General features: G+C 33.4%; 14 protein-coding genes and 1 tRNA gene. 7 read left to right on the top strand and 8 right to left on the bottom strand.

The window, feature by feature from the left end; translation table 11 throughout:
- Positions 1-62: 62 nt before the first annotated feature.
- The 3 genes from rpsB to rplM form a co-directional block, all read right to left on the bottom strand.
- Positions 63-863: a 30S ribosomal protein S2 gene (gene rpsB, locus O6P34_RS02890; protein WP_269685828.1), complete on the bottom strand. Its 801-nt coding sequence runs from the start codon at positions 861-863 to the stop codon at positions 63-65.
- A gap of 169 nt (positions 864-1,032) precedes the next feature.
- A complete protein-coding gene (rpsI, locus tag O6P34_RS02885) occupies positions 1,033-1,419 on the bottom strand; it encodes a 30S ribosomal protein S9 (RefSeq protein WP_073367165.1) in 387 nt (128 codons plus the stop codon).
- Positions 1,419-1,874, bottom strand: a complete 456-nt coding sequence (gene rplM / locus O6P34_RS02880) for a 50S ribosomal protein L13 (RefSeq protein ID WP_086453663.1) — start codon at positions 1,872-1,874, stop codon at positions 1,419-1,421. Before rplM ends, rpsI begins: the two co-directional genes overlap by 1 nt.
- 349 nt (positions 1,875-2,223) lie before the next feature.
- Here rplM and O6P34_RS02875 point away from each other — a divergent pair, with 349 nt between their 5' ends.
- Complete coding sequence (locus O6P34_RS02875; RefSeq protein WP_269685827.1) at positions 2,224-3,249, top strand: LacI family DNA-binding transcriptional regulator; 1,026 nt, start codon at positions 2,224-2,226, stop codon at positions 3,247-3,249.
- A 78-nt stretch (positions 3,250-3,327) separates the two neighbouring features.
- Here O6P34_RS02875 and polA read toward each other — a convergent pair whose 3' ends face one another.
- Positions 3,328-6,189: a DNA polymerase I gene (gene polA, locus O6P34_RS02870; RefSeq protein ID WP_269685826.1), complete on the bottom strand. Its 2,862-nt coding sequence runs from the start codon at positions 6,187-6,189 to the stop codon at positions 3,328-3,330.
- Positions 6,190-6,321: 132 nt separating this feature from the next.
- Between polA and O6P34_RS02865 the strand changes: the two genes are divergently transcribed.
- On the top strand, positions 6,322-7,557 hold the full coding sequence (locus tag O6P34_RS02865) for a metallophosphoesterase (protein WP_269685825.1): 1,236 nt from the start codon (positions 6,322-6,324) through the stop codon (positions 7,555-7,557).
- 74 nt (positions 7,558-7,631) lie between these two features.
- Positions 7,632-7,928 (top strand): thioredoxin family protein, encoded by a 297-nt coding sequence (locus O6P34_RS02860; RefSeq protein ID WP_269685824.1) that lies wholly within the window; start codon positions 7,632-7,634, stop codon positions 7,926-7,928.
- 24 nt (positions 7,929-7,952) lie between these two features.
- On the opposite strand, the gene O6P34_RS02855 is transcribed toward O6P34_RS02860, so the two are convergent.
- Complete coding sequence (locus O6P34_RS02855) at positions 7,953-8,597, bottom strand: polysaccharide deacetylase family protein (RefSeq protein ID WP_269685823.1); 645 nt, start codon at positions 8,595-8,597, stop codon at positions 7,953-7,955.
- A gap of 78 nt (positions 8,598-8,675) precedes the next feature.
- Positions 8,676-11,957: a glycosyltransferase family 117 protein gene (locus tag O6P34_RS02850; protein ID WP_269685822.1), complete on the bottom strand. Its 3,282-nt coding sequence runs from the start codon at positions 11,955-11,957 to the stop codon at positions 8,676-8,678.
- A gap of 238 nt (positions 11,958-12,195) precedes the next feature.
- On the opposite strand from O6P34_RS02850, the gene O6P34_RS02845 reads away from it, so the two are divergent.
- Positions 12,196-12,266: transfer RNA gene (locus O6P34_RS02845), tRNA-Gln, on the top strand.
- A gap of 68 nt (positions 12,267-12,334) precedes the next feature.
- On the opposite strand, the gene O6P34_RS02840 is transcribed toward O6P34_RS02845, so the two are convergent.
- Positions 12,335-13,165: a universal stress protein gene (locus O6P34_RS02840; RefSeq protein WP_269685821.1), complete on the bottom strand. Its 831-nt coding sequence runs from the start codon at positions 13,163-13,165 to the stop codon at positions 12,335-12,337.
- A gap of 173 nt (positions 13,166-13,338) precedes the next feature.
- Here O6P34_RS02840 and rimP point away from each other — a divergent pair, with 173 nt between their 5' ends.
- The 3 genes from rimP to infB all read left to right on the top strand — a co-directional run bounded on the left by rimP (position 13,339) and on the right by infB (position 18,015).
- Positions 13,339-13,803 carry a ribosome assembly cofactor RimP gene (gene rimP, locus O6P34_RS02835; RefSeq protein WP_269686718.1) on the top strand — a complete coding sequence of 155 codons (465 nt, stop codon included), beginning with the start codon at positions 13,339-13,341 and terminating at the stop codon, positions 13,801-13,803.
- 13 nt (positions 13,804-13,816) lie between these two features.
- The gene (gene nusA, locus O6P34_RS02830; RefSeq protein WP_269685820.1) at positions 13,817-15,070 is read left to right on the top strand and encodes a transcription termination factor NusA; all 1,254 of its coding nucleotides are present in this window, start codon (positions 13,817-13,819) and stop codon (positions 15,068-15,070) included.
- Between the two features lie 95 nt (positions 15,071-15,165).
- Entirely contained in the window at positions 15,166-18,015 is a 2,850-nt protein-coding gene (gene infB, locus O6P34_RS02825) for a translation initiation factor IF-2 (RefSeq protein WP_269685819.1), read from the top strand.
- Between the two features lie 434 nt (positions 18,016-18,449).
- On the opposite strand, the gene O6P34_RS02820 is transcribed toward infB, so the two are convergent.
- A complete protein-coding gene (locus tag O6P34_RS02820) occupies positions 18,450-18,839 on the bottom strand; it encodes an SPOR domain-containing protein (protein WP_269685818.1) in 390 nt (129 codons plus the stop codon).
- Positions 18,840-18,948: the final 109 nt, after the last annotated feature.

Below are 18,948 nucleotides of genomic sequence, written 5' to 3'. Positions count from 1 at the left end.
CAACTTTAGGTTTCTAATTTTTTTATGGAGAGGAATTTAAAACTTGGAATTTAAATGTTTATTTATTCTTCAGTTGCAGCAGGAGCTTCAGCTTCAACAGCTGGAGTTGCTTCAACAGCTTCGGCAGCAGCAGGAGCAGCTACTTCAGCAGTTGCTTCACCTTCTTTGTCAGATCCTCTATCAGAAAGACCTTCAACGATGGCAGCAGTAACTAAAGTTAAAATTTTATCAATTGATTTAGAAGCATCATCATTTGCAGGAATTACATATTCTACTTCACGAGGATCAGAATTTGTATCAACCATTGCAAAAACTGGAATGTTTAATTTTTGAGCTTCTTTTATTGCGATGTGTTCGGCTTTGATATCTACTACGAACAATGCAGCTGGTAGTCTTGACATGTCAGCGATTGAACCTAAGTTTTTCTCTAATTTAGCACGAAGACGATCTACTTGAAGACGTTCTTTTTTTGACAAAGTCATGAAAGTTCCGTCTTTCTTCATCTTATCAATAGTTGCCATTTTTTTAACAGCTTTACGGATAGTTACGAAGTTAGTAAGCATTCCACCAGGCCATCTTTCAGTGATGTATGGCATGTTAGCTGCTTTTGCTTTTTCAGCAACGATGTCTTTTGCTTGTTTTTTGGTAGCTACGAATAATATTTTTCTACCTGATGCTGCAATTTTTTTCAAAGCTTCATTTGCCTCTTCGATTTTTGCTGCAGTTTTATATAGATTGATAATGTGAATACCATTACGCTCCATATAAATATAAGGAGCCATGTTTGGATCCCATTTTCTAGTCATGTGTCCAAAGTGAACACCTGCTTCTAGTAAGTCTTTAACTTCTATTTTGTTTGCCATTTTTGTACTAGTTTACGTTCTGTTGATTAGCAATGTATAAATGGCGGTTTCCCGGCTATGTACATTTAGATGCTAAACTATTTCCTACCTCGGTAGGAGAGCAACAACAACTTTGTTTTTAAATTTAATCATTAATAAGTCTTGTACAAATTGCACAAGACAGGCAATATTAACGTTTAGAGAATTGGAATCTCTTACGAGCTTTCTTCTGACCGAATTTCTTACGTTCAACCATTCTTGGATCTCTTGTTAATAAACCTTCTGGTTTCAATATTCCTCTGTTTTCTGCATTTACTTCACACATAACGCGTGCTAATGCCATTCTTACAGCTTCTGCTTGACCAGTTGAACCACCTCCGTAAACGTTAACTTTTACGTCAAAGTTGTTTACATTTTCTGTCATAGACATTGGTTGTAACACTTTGTACTGTAAAGTTGCAGTTGGAAAGTAAGTTGCGAATTCTTTTTTGTTTACAGTGATTACTCCTGTTCCTTCTGAAACATAAACACGTGCAACAGCGGTTTTTCTTCTACCGATTTTGTGAATAACTCCCATTACTTAAGATCGTTTAGGTTAACAGTTCTAGGTTTTTGAGCGCCTTGTTTGTGCTCTGATCCTACAACAACATTTAAATTTCTGAAAAGTTCAGCTCCTAATTTATTTTTAGGTAACATTCCTTTTACCGCTTTCTCTACTAATAATGCAGGGTTTTTAGATTGCAATACTTTAGCAGTTAAAGTTCTTTGTCCTCCAGGGTAACCAGTGTGACGGATGTATGTTTTTTCATCCATTTTGTTACCTGTAAGGTTGATTTTTTCTGAGTTGATAACGATTACGTTATCACCGCAGTCCACGTGTGGTGTGTAACTTGGCTTGTACTTACCTCTCAAAATCATAGCGACTTTTGAAGCAAGACGACCTAAGTTGTGACCATCAGCATCTACAACAATCCACTCTTTTGTAACTGTGGCTTTGCTTGCTGATTGTGTCTTGTAGCTTAATGCGTCCATAATATATTTTTAATTAAACATTCCATCCCCAATAAAGGGGTTGCAAAAGTACAATTAATTATTTTAAATACAAATACCTTAAAAGAATATTTTTTAGATGTTTCTCTGCTGATTATCAAATATATATTTCATATAATATTTTGAACTTCTCTTTTTGAATTGTACTTATTTATTATTTTTGAATATTTGTTTTACTTTTGTAAACAAATAAATTTGTATATTACACTCTTTTTCAAATTTGGTTATAGAGTCAAAATAATTATTTTTGACACAATAAAATGGAATTGAGAATTTATTTTTTAAATTTCTTATTTCGTCGGACCATCAAAAGACAACAAATACCCAACTTATGAAAGCCAAAGCAACTCTAAAACAAATTGCAAAAGAACTAAATGTCTCTGTTTCTACAGTTTCAAAAGCGCTTAATGATAGTCCTGAAATTAGCGAACAAACTAAAATTAAGATTAAAGAATACGCTAAACTTAAAAATTACAAACCTAATGTTATTGGTTTAAACCTTAAAAACAGAAAGACTAAAACCATTGGAGTTATTATCCCAAATATTCTTAATTCATTTTTCGCAAAAGTTTTTAGTGGTATTGAAAAAGTAGCCGATAAAAAAGGATACAATGTTATTATGTGTATTTCTAATGAATCTTTAGAAAAAGAAGCTCATACTCTTGAAATGTTGAGTAATGGTACAATTGATGGTTTCATTTTGTCTATTTCTGAAGAGGCGCAAAAAGCTCATGAATACAATCATTTTAAAGAAATTATAAACGATGGCACTCCTATAGTAATGTTTGACAGAACGACCGATGAAGTAGAATGTGATAAAGTGATTGTTGATGATTTTGATTCAGCGCTTAATTCTACTCAGCATTTAATAGACTTAGGTTGTAAAAATATTGCATTATTGTCTTCGGTTGATAATTTAAGTGTTGGGAAATTAAGAGCAGAAGGATATTTGCAAGCTTTGAAAAACAATAATATTTCGGTTAATAACAAAATAATTCTTCGTACCGATTCTGAAGAAGGTTTAAACGAAAATATAGAAGCCATTTTTGATAATAACGTCATAGACGGAATTTTTGCTTTGGATGAAAATGACTCTGTTGCAGCTTTAAAAATGGGAGTTAAAAAAGGATATAACATCCCTGAAAACCTTTCTATAATAGGTTTTGCTGACGGAATTTTAGCATCGAGACGATTGTCTCCAAGTTTAACAACCGTTAGTCAACACGGAATAGAAATTGGTGAAGTCGCTGCTAAATTACTGATTGAGCGTTTAGAATCTAAAGAAGAAAATATGGTTTATGTAACCAAAGTCATTAAAACTAAATTGAAAGAAAGAGAATCTACAAGAAAGTTATAGTTTTCTTTATTTAGTTAATAATAAAAAAAATCTCTAGTAAATACTAGAGATTTTTTTGTTTTTTAATGGGAAGGAATTTTAATGTGCTTCCAACCAATTTTTGCCTGCTCCAATTTCAACATCCAACGGAACATCCAGTATAAAGGCATTTTCCATTTCGTGTTTAATCATTGGTTGAATTTTCTCCAATTCGGAGTTGTGAACGTCAAACACAAGCTCATCGTGTACTTGTAACAACATCTTCGATTTCCAATTTTCTGAAACTAATTTTTTGTGAATATTAATCATAGCGATTTTGATGATGTCGGCGGCAGAACCTTGAATTGGAGCATTTACAGCATTTCGTTCCGCACCACTTTTAACCATCATATTGGCTGAGTTGATATCCTTTAAATAACGTCTTCTTCCCAAAACCGTTTGCACATAACCGTGTTCTCTTGCAAAATCAACTTGATTAGACATATATGATTTTAGTTTTGGATAAGTCGCATAATAAGCGTCAATCAATTCGGCACTTTCTTTTCGTGAAAGTGAAGTTTGATTCGAAAGTCCAAAAGCAGAAACTCCATAGATAATTCCGAAATTCACGGTTTTGGCATTGCTTCTTTGTTCCTTTGTCACTTCTTCCAATGGAACGTTGAATACTTTTGCGGCTGTACTTCTGTGGATGTCTTCGTTATTTTGGAACGCTTTAATCATATTTTCCTCGCCGGATAATGCAGCAATAATTCGTAGTTCTATTTGAGAATAATCCGCAGAAACCAAGGTGTAATTTTCGTCTCGGGCTATGAATGCTTTACGAATCAATCGACCTCTTTCGGTACGAATTGGAATGTTTTGCAAGTTCGGATTATTGGAGCTTAATCGTCCCGTTGCGGCAACAGTTTGCATATAATCGGTGTGAACCCGTCCTGTTTTTTTATCCACTTGGTTTGGCAATGCATCAATATAAGTGCTTTGTAATTTTACCATTTGTCTCCATTCGAGAATGTCTTTTACGATAGGATTGTCTTTTTCTAAATAACTTAATATTTCTTCGCCAGTGGCATATTGGCCGGTTTTGGTTTTCTTTTGTTTCGCTCCGCCAATTTTTAATTTGTCAAATAAAATGTCGCCGAGTTGTTTCGGCGAAGCCAAATTAAATTTCTCGCCAGCCGTTTCATAGATTTTTTGTTCCAAGGCTGCGCTTTCTTTTGCCATTTCAACCGACATCGATTTTAAAAATGGAACGTCCAGATTAATTCCTTCTAATTCCATAGCTGCCAAAACGGGAATCAACGGAATTTCGATTTCGTCAAATAATTTTTTGGTTTCGGCTTTGTCGAGAATTGGACTGAAATTTTGTTTTAATTGAAAGGTGATATCGGCATCTTCAGCGGCGTATTCCTTGATGTCTTCCAAAGCCACATCACGCATCGATTTCTGATTTTTGCCTTTTTTCCCAATTAAATCTTCAATGGATTTTGGTGAATATTTCAAATACGTTTCTGATAAAACATCCATATTATGACGCATATCAGGATTAATCAAATAATGCGCAATCATCGTGTCGAACAATTTTCCTTTGATTTGAATTCCGTAATGCGAAAGGATTTTCAAATCGTATTTTATGTTTTGTCCAATTTTTTCAATGCTTTCACTTTCGAAAAATAGTTTGAATTTATCCACCAAAACTTGTGCTTCTTCTTGATTCTCTGGAAACGGAACGTAAAATGCTTTTCCTTTTTCGAAAGAAAACGAGATTCCAACTAGTTCAGCATTCAAAGCGTCAATTCCCGTAGTTTCGGTATCAAAACAAACTGAAGTTTGATTCATCAAGTTTTGCATTAATAATTTTACTGCAAAATCTCCTTGGATACTTTGGTAAAAATGTTCGGTATTTTCTAATGTTGCATAATGCGAACTCGATTTCACTTCGCCACTTTCTTCGTCCGAAAAGCCAAATAAATCAAATTGATCTTCATTGGATTTTTTGACAGGAGTTTTTTTGGCAGGTTGCGTTTCCTCACTAGGAGTTCCGTTTCCGTTGGTATCGATTTCGTCGTATTCTTTTCCGGTTCCAAAATATTTGTCAAACTGCGCTTTCATTTGGCGAAATTCCAATTCTTGAAATAATTCGTCTGTTTTTTCAACATCAGGTTTTGACAATTCGTAATCTTCGGCATTGAAAGTCACAGGGCAATCCAGCAGAATTGCGGCTAATTTTTTGGATAATAAACCTAATTCGGCATTGGCTTCGATTTTATCTTTTATGGCTCCTTTTAATTGATGTGTATTCGCCAAAAGGTTTTCCATTGTGCCATATTCTTTCAGGAATTTCTTGGCAGTTTTTTCGCCAACACCTGGTAATCCTGGAATATTATCGGCTGCGTCACCCATCATTCCAAGGAAATCGATTACTTGATCGGGACGATCGATTTCGAATCGAGCCAAAACTTCGGGAATTCCCCAAATTTCGATGTCATTCCCCATTCGAGCCGGTTTGTACATAAAAATATTCTCGGAAACTAATTGGGCAAAATCCTTATCCGGTGTAACCATATACACTTTGAAATCTTCTTTTTCGGCTTGTTTGGCCAAAGTTCCAATCAAGTCGTCGGCTTCATAACCTTTGACTTCAATAATAGGAATATGCATCGCTTTTAATAATTCCTGAATATAAGGAAGGGCAATTTTGATGGCTTCGGGCGTAGCATCGCGGTGCGCTTTGTATGCTGGATAGATTTCGTTTCTCAATTGACTTCCGCCGTTGTCAAATGCCACAGCCAAATGGTCTGGTTTTTCACGTTTGATAACGTCCATCAAGGCATTCATAAATCCCATAATGGCGGAAGTGTCCATTCCTTTCGAATTGATTCTTGGGTTTTTTATAAAGGCAAAATAACCGCGAAAGATTAAAGCATAAGCATCGAGAAGGAAAAGGCGTTTTTGGGCAGACATATATTTAATTGTAAATTTTAATCCGTAAAAATAAACAAACGGGATTAAAGTTTACTTTTTGAGTTAAATTTTAATTAATTAAAATCTGTTTGGCTCAATTATTTTGTTATTTTGCCTAAAATTTTTATTCAAATGGGTTTTAGATTTCTATTACTTTGTCTGTTTCTTCTTGTTATTGAACTCTATGCTTTTCAGGCATTGCGAACTTTAGTAAAGATAAAGTGGGCTTTGCTGTCCTACCAGATTATAAGTGTACTTGTCTTGGTTTTTATTGTTTATTCTTTTATGCAATTTGATCGTTCTGTGGGTCAAACCAAGCAAACTATGTTTACTATGGGTTTGGTTCTTTTGGTATATATTCCTAAATTGGTTTTGACTCTTGTTTTAATTGGTGAAGATGTTTTTAGATTGGGTGCGGGATCAGTAAATCATTTTATTTCTAGTAATGATAATGTAACTTTTTTTGCCTCCAGACGAAAGTTCGTAAGTCAGATTGGATTAGGATTGGCAGCGGTGCCTTTTTTATCTTTGATTTATGGAATTTTTGAAGGCAGATATAATTATAAAGTCATTAAGCAAAGTATCTTTTTTCCAGATTTGCCAGATGCTTTTGATGGATTCAAAATCACTCAGATTTCAGATGTTCACAGCGGAAGTTTTGATAATCCGGAGAAAATAGAATATGCTATTGATTTGGTTAATGAACAAAATTCGGATTTGATATTATTTACAGGTGATATCGTAAACACTGATGCAAAAGAAATGCATCCTTGGTTGGATACTTTTAATCGAATTAAGAAACATGAATATGGTAAATATTCGGTTCTCGGAAATCATGATTATGGAGAGTATGTGACTTGGCCATCAGAAAAAGCTAAAGAAGCAAATTTTCAAGCCATAAAAAATCTTTATGGGCAAATTGATTTTAAATTATTGCTAAACGAACATACTTTTATTGAAAAAGGAGGTCAAAAAATTGCTTTGGTAGGAGTGGAGAATTGGGGTCATAATTTCAAGCAAGCGGGAGATTTGAATAAAGCTGCGCAACATTTGAACAAAGAAGATTTTAAAATTTTAATGTCTCATGATCCGTCACATTGGGATTATGAAGTGCAACATCACGAAAAGAATTTTCATTTAACGTTGTCAGGCCATACACATGGAATGCAATTTGGGATAGAAATTCCAGGATATTTTAAATGGAGTTTAGCGCAATATGTTTACAAGCAATGGGCTGGTTTATATGAAAATTTGGGGCGCTATGTATATGTAAACAGGGGATTTGGCTATCATGCATATCCCGGAAGAGTAGGAATTATGCCAGAAATCACCGTCATTGAACTAAAAAAAGGCAAGAGTGTGGCTTAATTCGTTAAAAATGCTACATTTGTAAAATAATTATCTCTTTTCAGTAGATTTAGAAAATTAAAATTTTTGGTTTTATGTCAAAATTTGGAGAACTTATAAATACGCAAGTACCTGTGTTAATTGACTTTTACACGGATTGGAACGAATCTTCTGTTTCGATGCATCCTGTTATAAGAGATGTTGCTGCTGCTCTTGGTGATAAAGCCAAAGTGATAAAAATAGATGTAGATAAAAACCAAGAATTAGCCGAAGCGCTAAGAATCAAAGGTCTTCCTACATTGATGATTTACAAACAAGGACAAATGATTTGGAGACAATCAGGTGAACTAGATGCGAATACTATAATTGGTTTGGTTCAAGAACAACTATAAATTAGTATTTGTACTTGGTTAAATTTATTTTATAACATCAAATAAAAATCCTTTTTCTTTTAAGATATTAAGTGTTTCAGGTAAAGCATATTTTAGATTATGCGATGCTTTTATGCTGTCATGAAATACAATTACACTTCCTGATTTTACATTTGAAATCACATTTTCTAGACATTTTTCGGGCGTAATGGTTTGGTCAAAATCCGCGCTGAGAACATCCCACATGATTATTTTGTATCCCAATCGTCTTACGATTTTTGCTTGTGCTGTTTTTATTTTGCCGTAAGGCGGACGGAAAATTTTTGATTGAAGGTTCTCAATTGAAGATTTTTGAATTTGTTTTTCGCACAAACTGATATTCTCTAAATACGTTTTGGTTTCAGTTTTCCATCCGTTCATATGGTTGTAAGTATGATTCCCGATGACATGGCCTTCGTTGATGACTTTTTGAAAGAGTTCCGGATGTTTTTGAATGTTATTTCCAATGCAAAAAAAGGTTGCTTTTACATTGTGTTTTTTTAATTCTTCCAAGACCCATTCTGTGATTTCCGGTGTTGGTCCGTCATCAAAAGTAAGATAGATTTTGTTTTGCGTATTGGGTAAGTCCCAAACGTAATTTGAGAATAATCTCTTTATGAATGATTTTGTTTTAATCCAATAAAAGCTCATTTTTGATTTAATTAAACAAAAAATGCAGTGCTTTTTTAGCACTACATTTTTTAAATTATGATTATTTTATAAAATTATTTATTCTTTTTCACGTCCAAATCGTTCAAAAATATTGACATAAGTATTGAATGGAATTTTGCTTTTATTGTAAAATGCAATGTCTCCACTTTCTTTCATGACTTGTAATAAACCTCTGTAACGTTCAATATCAGTAATGATCTCAATAGCTATATCCGTTTGCTCTGATGGTTCGAGTTTGCTGTAATAGTCGAGATTTTCCTTGTACTTAGTAATCAGTTGTTGAAGCAGTTCTTGTGCTTTTGCTTTTTCACCAATAGCGTAATATCCTTTTGCAAAAGGGTCGATTAAAGAATAATAATCAAATTTTTCTAAAGGCATTTTAGTCATAGCTAAATCAATAATATTTTTCGCTTTATCGTTTTTGCCTTCGCTTATTAATTTATTCATCAATCTTGCTAGATTTGTACGATATGTAATGCTGTTTCTTCTGGTTTCTGGATCGTGATAAATAGAAGTGCTTTCGCTGTTTCCCCAATCCCATTTCATTACATTAGCATACATTTTATCAGAGTCGATTTGTCCCATTTCAAGTAAACCTCCATTTTTTGGAATGGCTGTTTTTACAGGGACTAATTTATAAACCATTCCGTCTAATTGCAGGTAGTTTTTCATCCAAATGTAATCTTCATCGTCAAAAGCACCACCACTGAAATAGACAGGTCTTTTCCAATTGTTATTGGCAATGATATCAAGCATCATTAATCTATTTTTATACAATGCGTTTCCTTTGATGTCTATATCAATATAAGGAACAATAGAGTCGTTGTATTTTGGCGCAACTACTTTATTAGCTATAATTGTATTTTTGTCAATAGAAATCCTGATTTTATTTGTAGGATAAAAATGGATGGTTTGTCCGTTTTGCATTTCTACAGTAGATTTCGGATTTTTTATGAAATTGATGAAATCTTTAATATCCCAGCGACTTTCGATTTTTGGAATGTGTGCTACATAATCTAATTTATCCCCAACATATTGGTCATGGGTAAATGAAATAGGTAATGGATTTGATTCGTAGGTTTTGGTTTTCATTTGGTCAATGTACCAATCGGTCATGAAAAGACTTGTATTTACGATTTTAACATCGGTTCTTACTTTTTCAATTTCTTGTGCGTACCAAAGCGGGAATGTATCATTATCGCCTATCGTAAATAGAATGGCGTTTGGATCGCATGAATTAAGATAAGATTTTGCCATAGCTACTGCTGTGTATTTCCCGGAGCGATCATGGTCATCCCAGTTTTGTGAAGCCATTAAAACCGGAGCGGCCAGTAAGCTGGCTCCAATCAATATTGGTCCCGCAATTTTTGGAGTTAAATAGCTGCAGGCACTTTCGTACAAGGCATAAACGCCAAAGCCTATCCAAATTGCGAATACATAAAAAGAACCCACTAAAGCATAATCTCGTTCACGAGGTTCAAAAGGTCTTTCGTTTAAGTATATTTTTAGTGCAATTCCTGTAAAAAGGAATAAAGCTAATAGCACATAAAAACTTTTTAAATCTTTATTTGCGTGGTACATCAAGCCGATTAAACCAAGTATAAAGGGTAAAAAGAAATAAACATTTCGACCTTTGTTGTTCAATACATCCGAAGGAAGATTGTCTTGGGAGCCTAAATGAATATTATCCATAAACTTAATACCACTTATCCAATTACCATTCAGATTGTCATATTTTCCTTGAACATCACTTTGACGACCAACGAAATTCCACATTAAATACCTCCAATACATGTAGCCGAATTGGTATTCAAACATAAATCTGAAATTGTCTACTGTTGATGGTTTTTCAATGATCAGGTAATCTCCGTAACTTTTCAGAAATGAAACATAACCTTCATTGTCAATTTGTTTTTGAGCATATGCTTGTCTGAATTCTGTAACTATTTTTTCGATTTCATTTTTTAACTGTGCGATAGCCTTGTTGTAATCTTCCTCAGATAGTTGACTGGCATCAATTCCGTATTTTGCTAAATCATCTTCATAAGCATAATCAGGATTAATCTTGAATTCAGGCGGATTTGTAAAATTTATATAATTCTCAATGTGCTCGGTACTCCACATTCTTGGCAAAACAGTTTTTTGATTGTCATCTGTATTTTGTTCTGCGTTTTTAAAATTATTTGTAATTATATATTTACCTGTTTTATAATCTCTTTCGTAGTTGGGTGCTTTGTCAAGATAAGGGTTGTTCTTGTCTAATCCTGCAAATGTTTCTGTGTATTGAGCTCCGTAAAATAATGGGTTTACGCCATATTGTTCTCTATTATAGTAGGCTAATACTTCTGCAGCATCCGAAGGTTTGTTTTCATTAATTACTGTATTGGCATTGGCTCTAATGGGTAACATCATCCAAGTTGAGAATCCAATTAAAATAAACAAAATGCAAAGAATTATTGTATTGTAGAATATTAGTCCTTTTTGTTTGGTGTATTTTAATCCAAAATAAAAGAAAGCTACAAATAGTAATGCAACAAAAATAGAACCCGAATCGAAAGGTAATCCTAAATTATTGACCATGAAAACTTCGGTTTTACCAAAGAAAGCCATGGTTAATGGCAGTAACAATTTGAAAATAAATAGCAATATTGCAACTACAACAACATTTGCAATTATGAAATTTTTGATGGTAACCTCTTTGTAATTTTTAAAAAAATATAAAAATCCAATCGCCGGAATAGTTAATAGTGCCATGAAATGAACTCCAAATGAAAGGCCAATAACTAATGAAATTACCAATAGCCATTTATCTCCTCTTGGGGTATTCATGTCTTGTTCCCAGCGCAATCCCAACCAAAAAAGTAAGGCAATAAACAAAGAAGCCATTGCATAAACTTCGGCTTCTACGGCATTAAACCAAAAACTATCTGAGAAAGTATAGGCTAATGATCCAACCAAAGAACTGCCTAATACTACTATGTCATTACTTTTATTTTCCTCAGAAAATCGAGATATTAGTTTTTTTAATACTATTGAAGAGGACCAAAACATAAATAGAATGGTGAATGCGCTCGAAACAACAGAAGTCATATTGACCATTAAGGCAATGTGTTTATCATCAGTTGCAAACATCGCAAAAAAAGCGCCAATCATTTGAAATAAAGGGGCTCCGGGTGGGTGACCGACTTCTAGTTTTGCTGCGGTTGCAATGTACTCGCCGCAGTCCCAAAAGCTCATTGTAGGTTCAACAGTCAGGGTGTATGTTATTAAAGCTACCGCAAATGCAAACCAACCCGTTATTGTATTCCATTTATTGAAATTGAATTCCGCCTTATTCATCTAATAAAATTTAGTTTTATTTTAAGATACAAAGAAAATGTTTTTTTGTGTAATGATGCGAGCATTAACAAAAAATTCTAAAAAACAAATACGAGTTGGTAAAGGATTGGTTCTTAGTTTGTTTGTGATTTTATCTCAATCTGGATTGGTATTAATGAAATTTTTTTTGATAAAAAGCCATTAAATATTTGCAGAAATTAAATTTTGTATTAAATTTGCACTCGCTTAACAGCACTGCTGGTCTATGGTGTAATGGTAACACAACTGTTTTTGGTGCAGTCTTTCAAGGTTCGAGTCCTTGTAGACCAACACAAAGCCTCTCAAGAAATTGAGAGGCTTTTTTATTTTAATATGTTTTCTTTTAATTTTAGGCTAGATTACTTTTGGATTTTAAAAGCTAAAACTGGCTTGTTTGCATGGTTTACTAAATCTTCGCTAATGCTTCCGTTGAAAAAATGCGATAAAGCAGTTCTGTTGTGTGTGCACATGGTAATTATGTCTCCATTTATGCTATTGGTGAAATTGAGAATCCCTTTTTCGATATTGGCATCGTTGTAAATATGGGTATTGTATTTTTTAATTTCGAAATCAGACACAAAGTCTTTCATGATTTTTTCAGCTACGATTGTAGTTTTGAAACTGTTTGGTGTGCAAATCATTACTAAGTGTAGATGCGAATCAAAAATAGCGGCAAATTTTACTAACTTTTTAAAAGGTTTTTTAGCTTCTTTAGAAAAGTCGGATGCAAATACGATTGAGTCTGTCTTGAAGTTGTCTTTATTTTTTTTGATTACTAAAACAGGTATTTCGGAATGGCGCACTATTTTTTCTGTGTTTGATCCAATAAGCATTTCTTCTAATCCGGATGTTCCGTGAGATCCCATGACAATTAAATCAATTTTATTTTTTTTGCTGAAGGTTATGATTCCGTCAAACGCTTTTTCAAATTGAACTGTTTCAGTTATTGGAATATCTTTTAGGTAACTGCGTTCTTTTATTTTTTCAAACATTTCTTGTGCTTTTTCCATAAAAAGCATCACTTCAGGAATGCTGCTTCCTCCGGTAACTGCATCGCTCATTTGATGGGGTAGTTCTAACATGTGAAGTAGGAATATCTCGGAATTATTTTTTTTTGCGATTTGGGCTGCAGCTTTTAAAGCGTCTTCGGCATAAGCTGAAAAATCTGTGGGGACTAAGATTCTTTTCATGATTTCAAGTTTTTAATTGTGGGAAATTCCGTTCCTTTAATCTTACAATAAAGATAAGAAATATTTTAACAGCAATCGATTATTTTAATTTGTAAAAAAACACTATATTTGCACCGTTATTTATTAAAATCTAGATAATGAGGGGACTAAATGTCCCCTCTTTTTATAAAAATATGACATTTAAAGAAAAAGTAAATACATTATTGGAGGAATGCCTTCAGGAAAAGCCAACAATCTTCTTGATTGACTTGACTATCACGGATGCTTTTAAAGTTATTGTGACTTTAGACGGGGACAATGGTGTTGCTTTGCAAGACTGTATTGATGTTAGTCGGGCAATTGAGAATAATTTAGACAGGGAAGAACAGGATTTTTCTCTAGAAGTGGCCTCTGTAGGGGTTGGTTCTCCTTTGAAAATGACAAGACAATACAAAAAAAATATTGGTAGAACATTGATAGTAAAGACTGCAACAGAAAATATTGAGGCAGAATTGGTGGAAGCTAATGATGATTTTGTAATTTTGTCATGGGAAGCGAGAGAACCTAAAAAAATAGGCAAAGGGAAAGAAACGGTTCAGAAAGAGCAGCAAATACCTTATACAGATATTAAAGAAGCAATTGTTACAGTAACATTTTAATTAAAGAATTCGCATGGAAAATTTAGCATTAATCGATTCATTCTCAGAGTTTAAAGACGATAAACTTATTGATCGTGTAACGCTTATGGCAATTTTGGAAGATGTATTTAGAAATGCATTGAAAAAGAAATATGGTTCAGATGATAACTTCGATATTATTATAAATCCTGATAAAGGGGATATGGAAATTTGGAGAAGAAGAGTAATCGTTGCTGACGAAGATTTGGATTTTGAAAATGAAGAAATTACATTAACTGAAGCTAGAAAAATTGAAGCCGATTTTGAAATTGGTGAAGAGGTTTCTGAAGAAGTAAAATTGATAGATTTAGGAAGAAGAGCTATTTTAGCCTTGCGTCAAAATTTAATTTCAAAAATTCACGAACACGATAATACTAATCTTTACAAACAATTTAAAGATATTATCGGGGATATTTATACTGCCGAGGTACACCATGTGCGTCCTAGAGTTGTTATTTTAGTGGATGACGAAGGAAATGAAATTGTTTTGCCAAAAGAAAAACAAATTCCTTCTGACTTTTTTAGAAAAGGAGATAATGTTCGTGGAATCATAGAAAGCGTTGAATTAAAAGGGAATAAACCTCAAATTATTATGTCTAGAACTTCTGAGAAGTTTTTAGAAAAATTATTTGAACAAGAAATTCCTGAAGTTTTTGACGGATTGATTATGGTTAAAAACGTGGTGAGAATTCCGGGTGAAAAAGCAAAAGTAGCTGTAGATTCTTACGATGATAGAATCGATCCTGTTGGAGCATGTGTTGGAATGAAAGGATCTCGTATTCATGGAATTGTTCGTGAATTAGGAAACGAAAATATAGATGTTATTAACTATACAAATAACATTCAATTGTATATTACAAGAGCATTAAGCCCTGCAAAAGTTTCTTCTATCAAAATTAATGAGGAGACAAAAAGAGCTGAAGTTTTCTTGAAATTAGAAGAAGTTTCTAAAGCGATTGGTCGTGGAGGTCACAATATTAAATTAGCGGGACAATTAACGGGTTATGAATTAGACGTTATTCGCGAAGGTGATGTGGCTGGAGCAACTGCAGATGATGATGATGTTGAATTAACAGAATTTTCAGATGAAATTGAAGAATGGGTTATCGAAGAATTTGCTAAAATTGGTTTAGATACTGCAAAAAGTATTTTGAAACAAGATGTAGAGGATTTGGTAAGAAGAACTGACCTGGAAGAGGAAACGATTCTGGATGTAATAAGAATATTGAAAGAAGAATTTGATAGTTAATCAATTCTTTAAAATTAAATTCTTAACCTTAATTTCTTTTTTTAATGGGGATTAGGTTTTGAAACAACAAAAAAAGGTAATAATAAAAAGGTTATATGTCTGAAGAGAGAGTAATTAGAATAAACAAGGTTTTAAGGGAATTAAATATTTCGTTAGAAAGAGCTGTGGATTATCTAAAAGATAAGGGAATTGTTATTGATGCAAATCCAAACACAAAAATTTCTGATCAGGAATTTAATATCCTGCAAAGTCAATTCGCGGGCGACAAGGGGAATAAAGAGGCTTCGAAAGAGGTAGGGGAAGAGAAAAGGAAGGAAAAAGAAGCGTTACGTGTCGAACGAGAGAAAGAAATTGAAGACAAACGTAAGCAAGATGAAGAACGTTTAAAACAACAAGAAGTTATCAAGGCCAGAGCTGTTGTAACTGGACCTGTTCAAGTTGGTAAAATTGATCTTAATCCTAAGAAAACTACGATAGCACCTGCAGCTCCAATTGTTGCCGAGAAAATTGAACAGCCTAAAGCTATTATTCAACCGGAGGAACCTGTTGCTAAAGAATTATCTCCAGAAAAATCTGTTGTTTCTGTTAAGAAAGAAGTAAAGCCAATTCCTGGTATAAAAGAGGTTAAGAAAGAAGTTGCTCCTGAAGCAAAACCAATTGAAAAACCGGAAGAAGCTCCTATTGATGAAACAATAACAACTCAGTATCAAAAATTGTCAGGAACGACTCTTACGGGTCAAGTGATTGATTTATCTCAATTCAACAAACCAAAAAAGAAAAAAGAAGAGCCTAAAATTACTCCAAACAAGCCGGGTGCGCCAGGAGCTGCTGGAGCTAATAATGCTAATAAAAATAAACGCAAAAGGATTGCTCCAAAACCAGGAGCGCCACGTCCACCTGCAACTCCTGGAGTTCCTGGAGCGCCAAATCCTAATAAAATTACACCTAATACAGGTGGTGGAGGTTTTAATGCAAACCGAAGTGCAAGACCTGGTTTCGTAAAAGGAAACAGACCTGCAATTGTGGCTAAAGTTGAGCCAACGGAAGAAGAAGTTAAAAATCAAATCCGTGAGACTTTAGAAAAATTACAAGGTAAAGGTGGTAAATCTAAAGCTGCGAAATACAGAAGAGATAAAAGAGATACGCACCGTCAGAAATCAGATGATGAGCAAAGAGCTTTAGATGAAGGAAGTAAAACTATTAAGGTTACGGAATTTGTTACTGTAGGTGAAATTGCTATCATGATGGATGTGCCAATTACTAAAGTTATAGGAACTTGTATGTCACTTGGTATCATGGTTACCATGAACCAGCGTTTAGATGCAGAAACATTAACAATTGTTGCTGATGAATTCGGTTATGAAGTAGAGTTTATTACAGTTGATATTGAAGAAGCTATTCAAGTTGTAGAAGATAAAGAAGAAGATTTAGTTTTCAGAGCTCCTATTGTTACGGTAATGGGACACGTTGATCACGGTAAAACATCTTTACTTGATTATATTCGTAAAGAAAATGTTATCGCTGGTGAGTCTGGAGGTATTACACAACATATTGGTGCTTACGGAGTAACTTTGGATAACGGTCAAAAAATCGCTTTCTTAGATACACCTGGTCACGAAGCATTTACTGCGATGCGTGCGCGTGGTGCTCAAGTTACCGATATTGCTATTATTGTAATTGCTGCGGATGATGATATCATGCCACAAACTAAAGAAGCAATTAGTCATGCTCAAGCTGCTGGTGTTCCAATTATTTTTGCAATAAATAAGGTGGATAAACCAAATGCCAATCCTGAGAAAATCAAAGAAAGATTAGCAAGTATGAATTTACTTGTAGAAGATTGGGGTGGAAAAATCCAATCGCATGATATTTCTGCAAAAACAGGTCTTGGAGTTAAAGACTTATTAGAGAAAGTATTGTTGGAGGCTGAAATCTTAGATTTAAAATCAAATCCTAATAAAGCGGCTTCGGGAACAGTTGTTGAGGCATTCTTAGATAAAGGAAAAGGATATGTTTCTACTATATTAGTACAACATGGAACACTAAAAATTGGTGATTATATGTTGGCTGGAAAACATCATGGTAAAATTAAGGCCATGCATGATGAAAGAGGAAATATTGTTACCGTTGCAGGTCCATCTACTCCAGTATCAGTTTTAGGACTTGACGGTGCGGCGACTGCGGGTGATAAATTCAATATTTTTGAAGATGAAAAAGAAGCAAAACAAATTGCTTCAAAACGTTCTCAATTAATGCGTGAACAATCTGTTCGAACACAAAGACATATTACATTAGATGAAATTGGTCGTAGAATTGCTTTAGGTCAATTTAAAGAATTAAATGTGATTCTTAAAGGTGACGTTGATGGATCAGTTGAAGCTTTATCAGATTCATTCTCTAAATTATCTACTGAAGAAATTCAAATTAATATTATTCATAAAGGAGTTGGAGCGATTACAGAGACTGACGTTATGTTAGCTTCTGCTTCAGATGCGATTATTATCGGATTTAATGTTCGTCCTGCTGGAAATGCAAGACAGTTAGCAGATAAAGAAGAAATTGATATCCGTTACTATTCTATTATCTATGCTGCTATCGATGACTTGAAAGATGCGATGGAAGGAATGTTAGCGCCAGAAATGAAAGAAGAAATACTTGGTACAGCTGAAATTAGAGAGATATTCAAAATCTCTAAAGTTGGTTCTATTGCAGGTTGTATGGTTATGGATGGTAAAATTGCAAGAAACTCTAAAATCAGAATCATTAGAGAAGGTGTTGTTGTATTTACAGGAGAACTTTTAGCACTTAAACGTTTCAAAGATGATGTGAAAGAAGTGGCAAAAGGATACGATTGTGGAATTCAAATCAAAAACTATAATGATATTGAAGAGAGAGATGTTATTGAAGCTTATCATGAAGTTGCTATCAAAAAGAAATTGAAATAGAATTTCAATATTTTAAAAAAAATCCCGATTCGTCGGGATTTTTTTTGCTTAAATTTTAGATTTAAAGTATGAATGTGGAAATTCATATCTGCTTGTGTTAGCTTTTATTTGGATGTTTAAGATAGTCAAAATGAGTTAATTTTACAAGAACGTTCTTCTGTTAGATTTTGACTTTTTTTATTGTTTTACTGTTGTTAATTGTAAAATTGAAGAAAGTTTTTATTTTATTATTTAGAATGTAGTTTTAAAGAATATGATATTTAAACGTAGATTTTTGTATTGGATTTTCTCTTTACAATATGTTTTGACGCTGGTTAATACTTATAAATAATTTTCTTTTTAACTATATATAGGCATAAAAAAACCATTCAAACGAATGGTTTTTTTATGTGATAATTAATTTTAAATATTTGAATTTTTAAAAAGACAACTGATTACTTGTTAGGTTTTATTAAAAGTTCATTTTTGTATTTTTTTTTAATTATAACAAGGTTTTTTTCTGCTTCAATCCTTGTTTTGAAATTTCCAATCCATACTTTATAATTAGGTGTGTTAAAAATAATCGTTCCGTCAATATTCTCAAACTCTTGTTTAAAGTCACTTAACGTTTTTTTTGCTTTTTCGCTGTCACCACTATAAATTTGAATTTTATAATAGTCGTTTATCGCAATACTTGTGTTAATTTTCCTCTTTTCGTTCAGCAATTGTTCGAATTTTGGGTCTTGATTTATGATGATGTTTCGATCTTGTGCATGTAAAGAACAAGTGGCAACACAAAAGGTGGCGGATAGGAATAATGCTTTTTTGTTCGTTAAAATTCTCATAATGTGATGTTTTTTGTGCAAAAATAATATTTAATGAGTCAACGTGGATTACAAATATTATTTAGAATTAATATAAATTGAATTTAAGACTATTTTAAGGTTTTGAGAA

The sequence above is a fragment of the Flavobacterium lacustre genome (assembly GCF_027474525.2).
GTDB lineage: Bacteria > Bacteroidota > Bacteroidia > Flavobacteriales > Flavobacteriaceae > Flavobacterium > Flavobacterium lacustre.
This window is presented reverse-complemented; position numbering and strand designations above follow the sequence as displayed.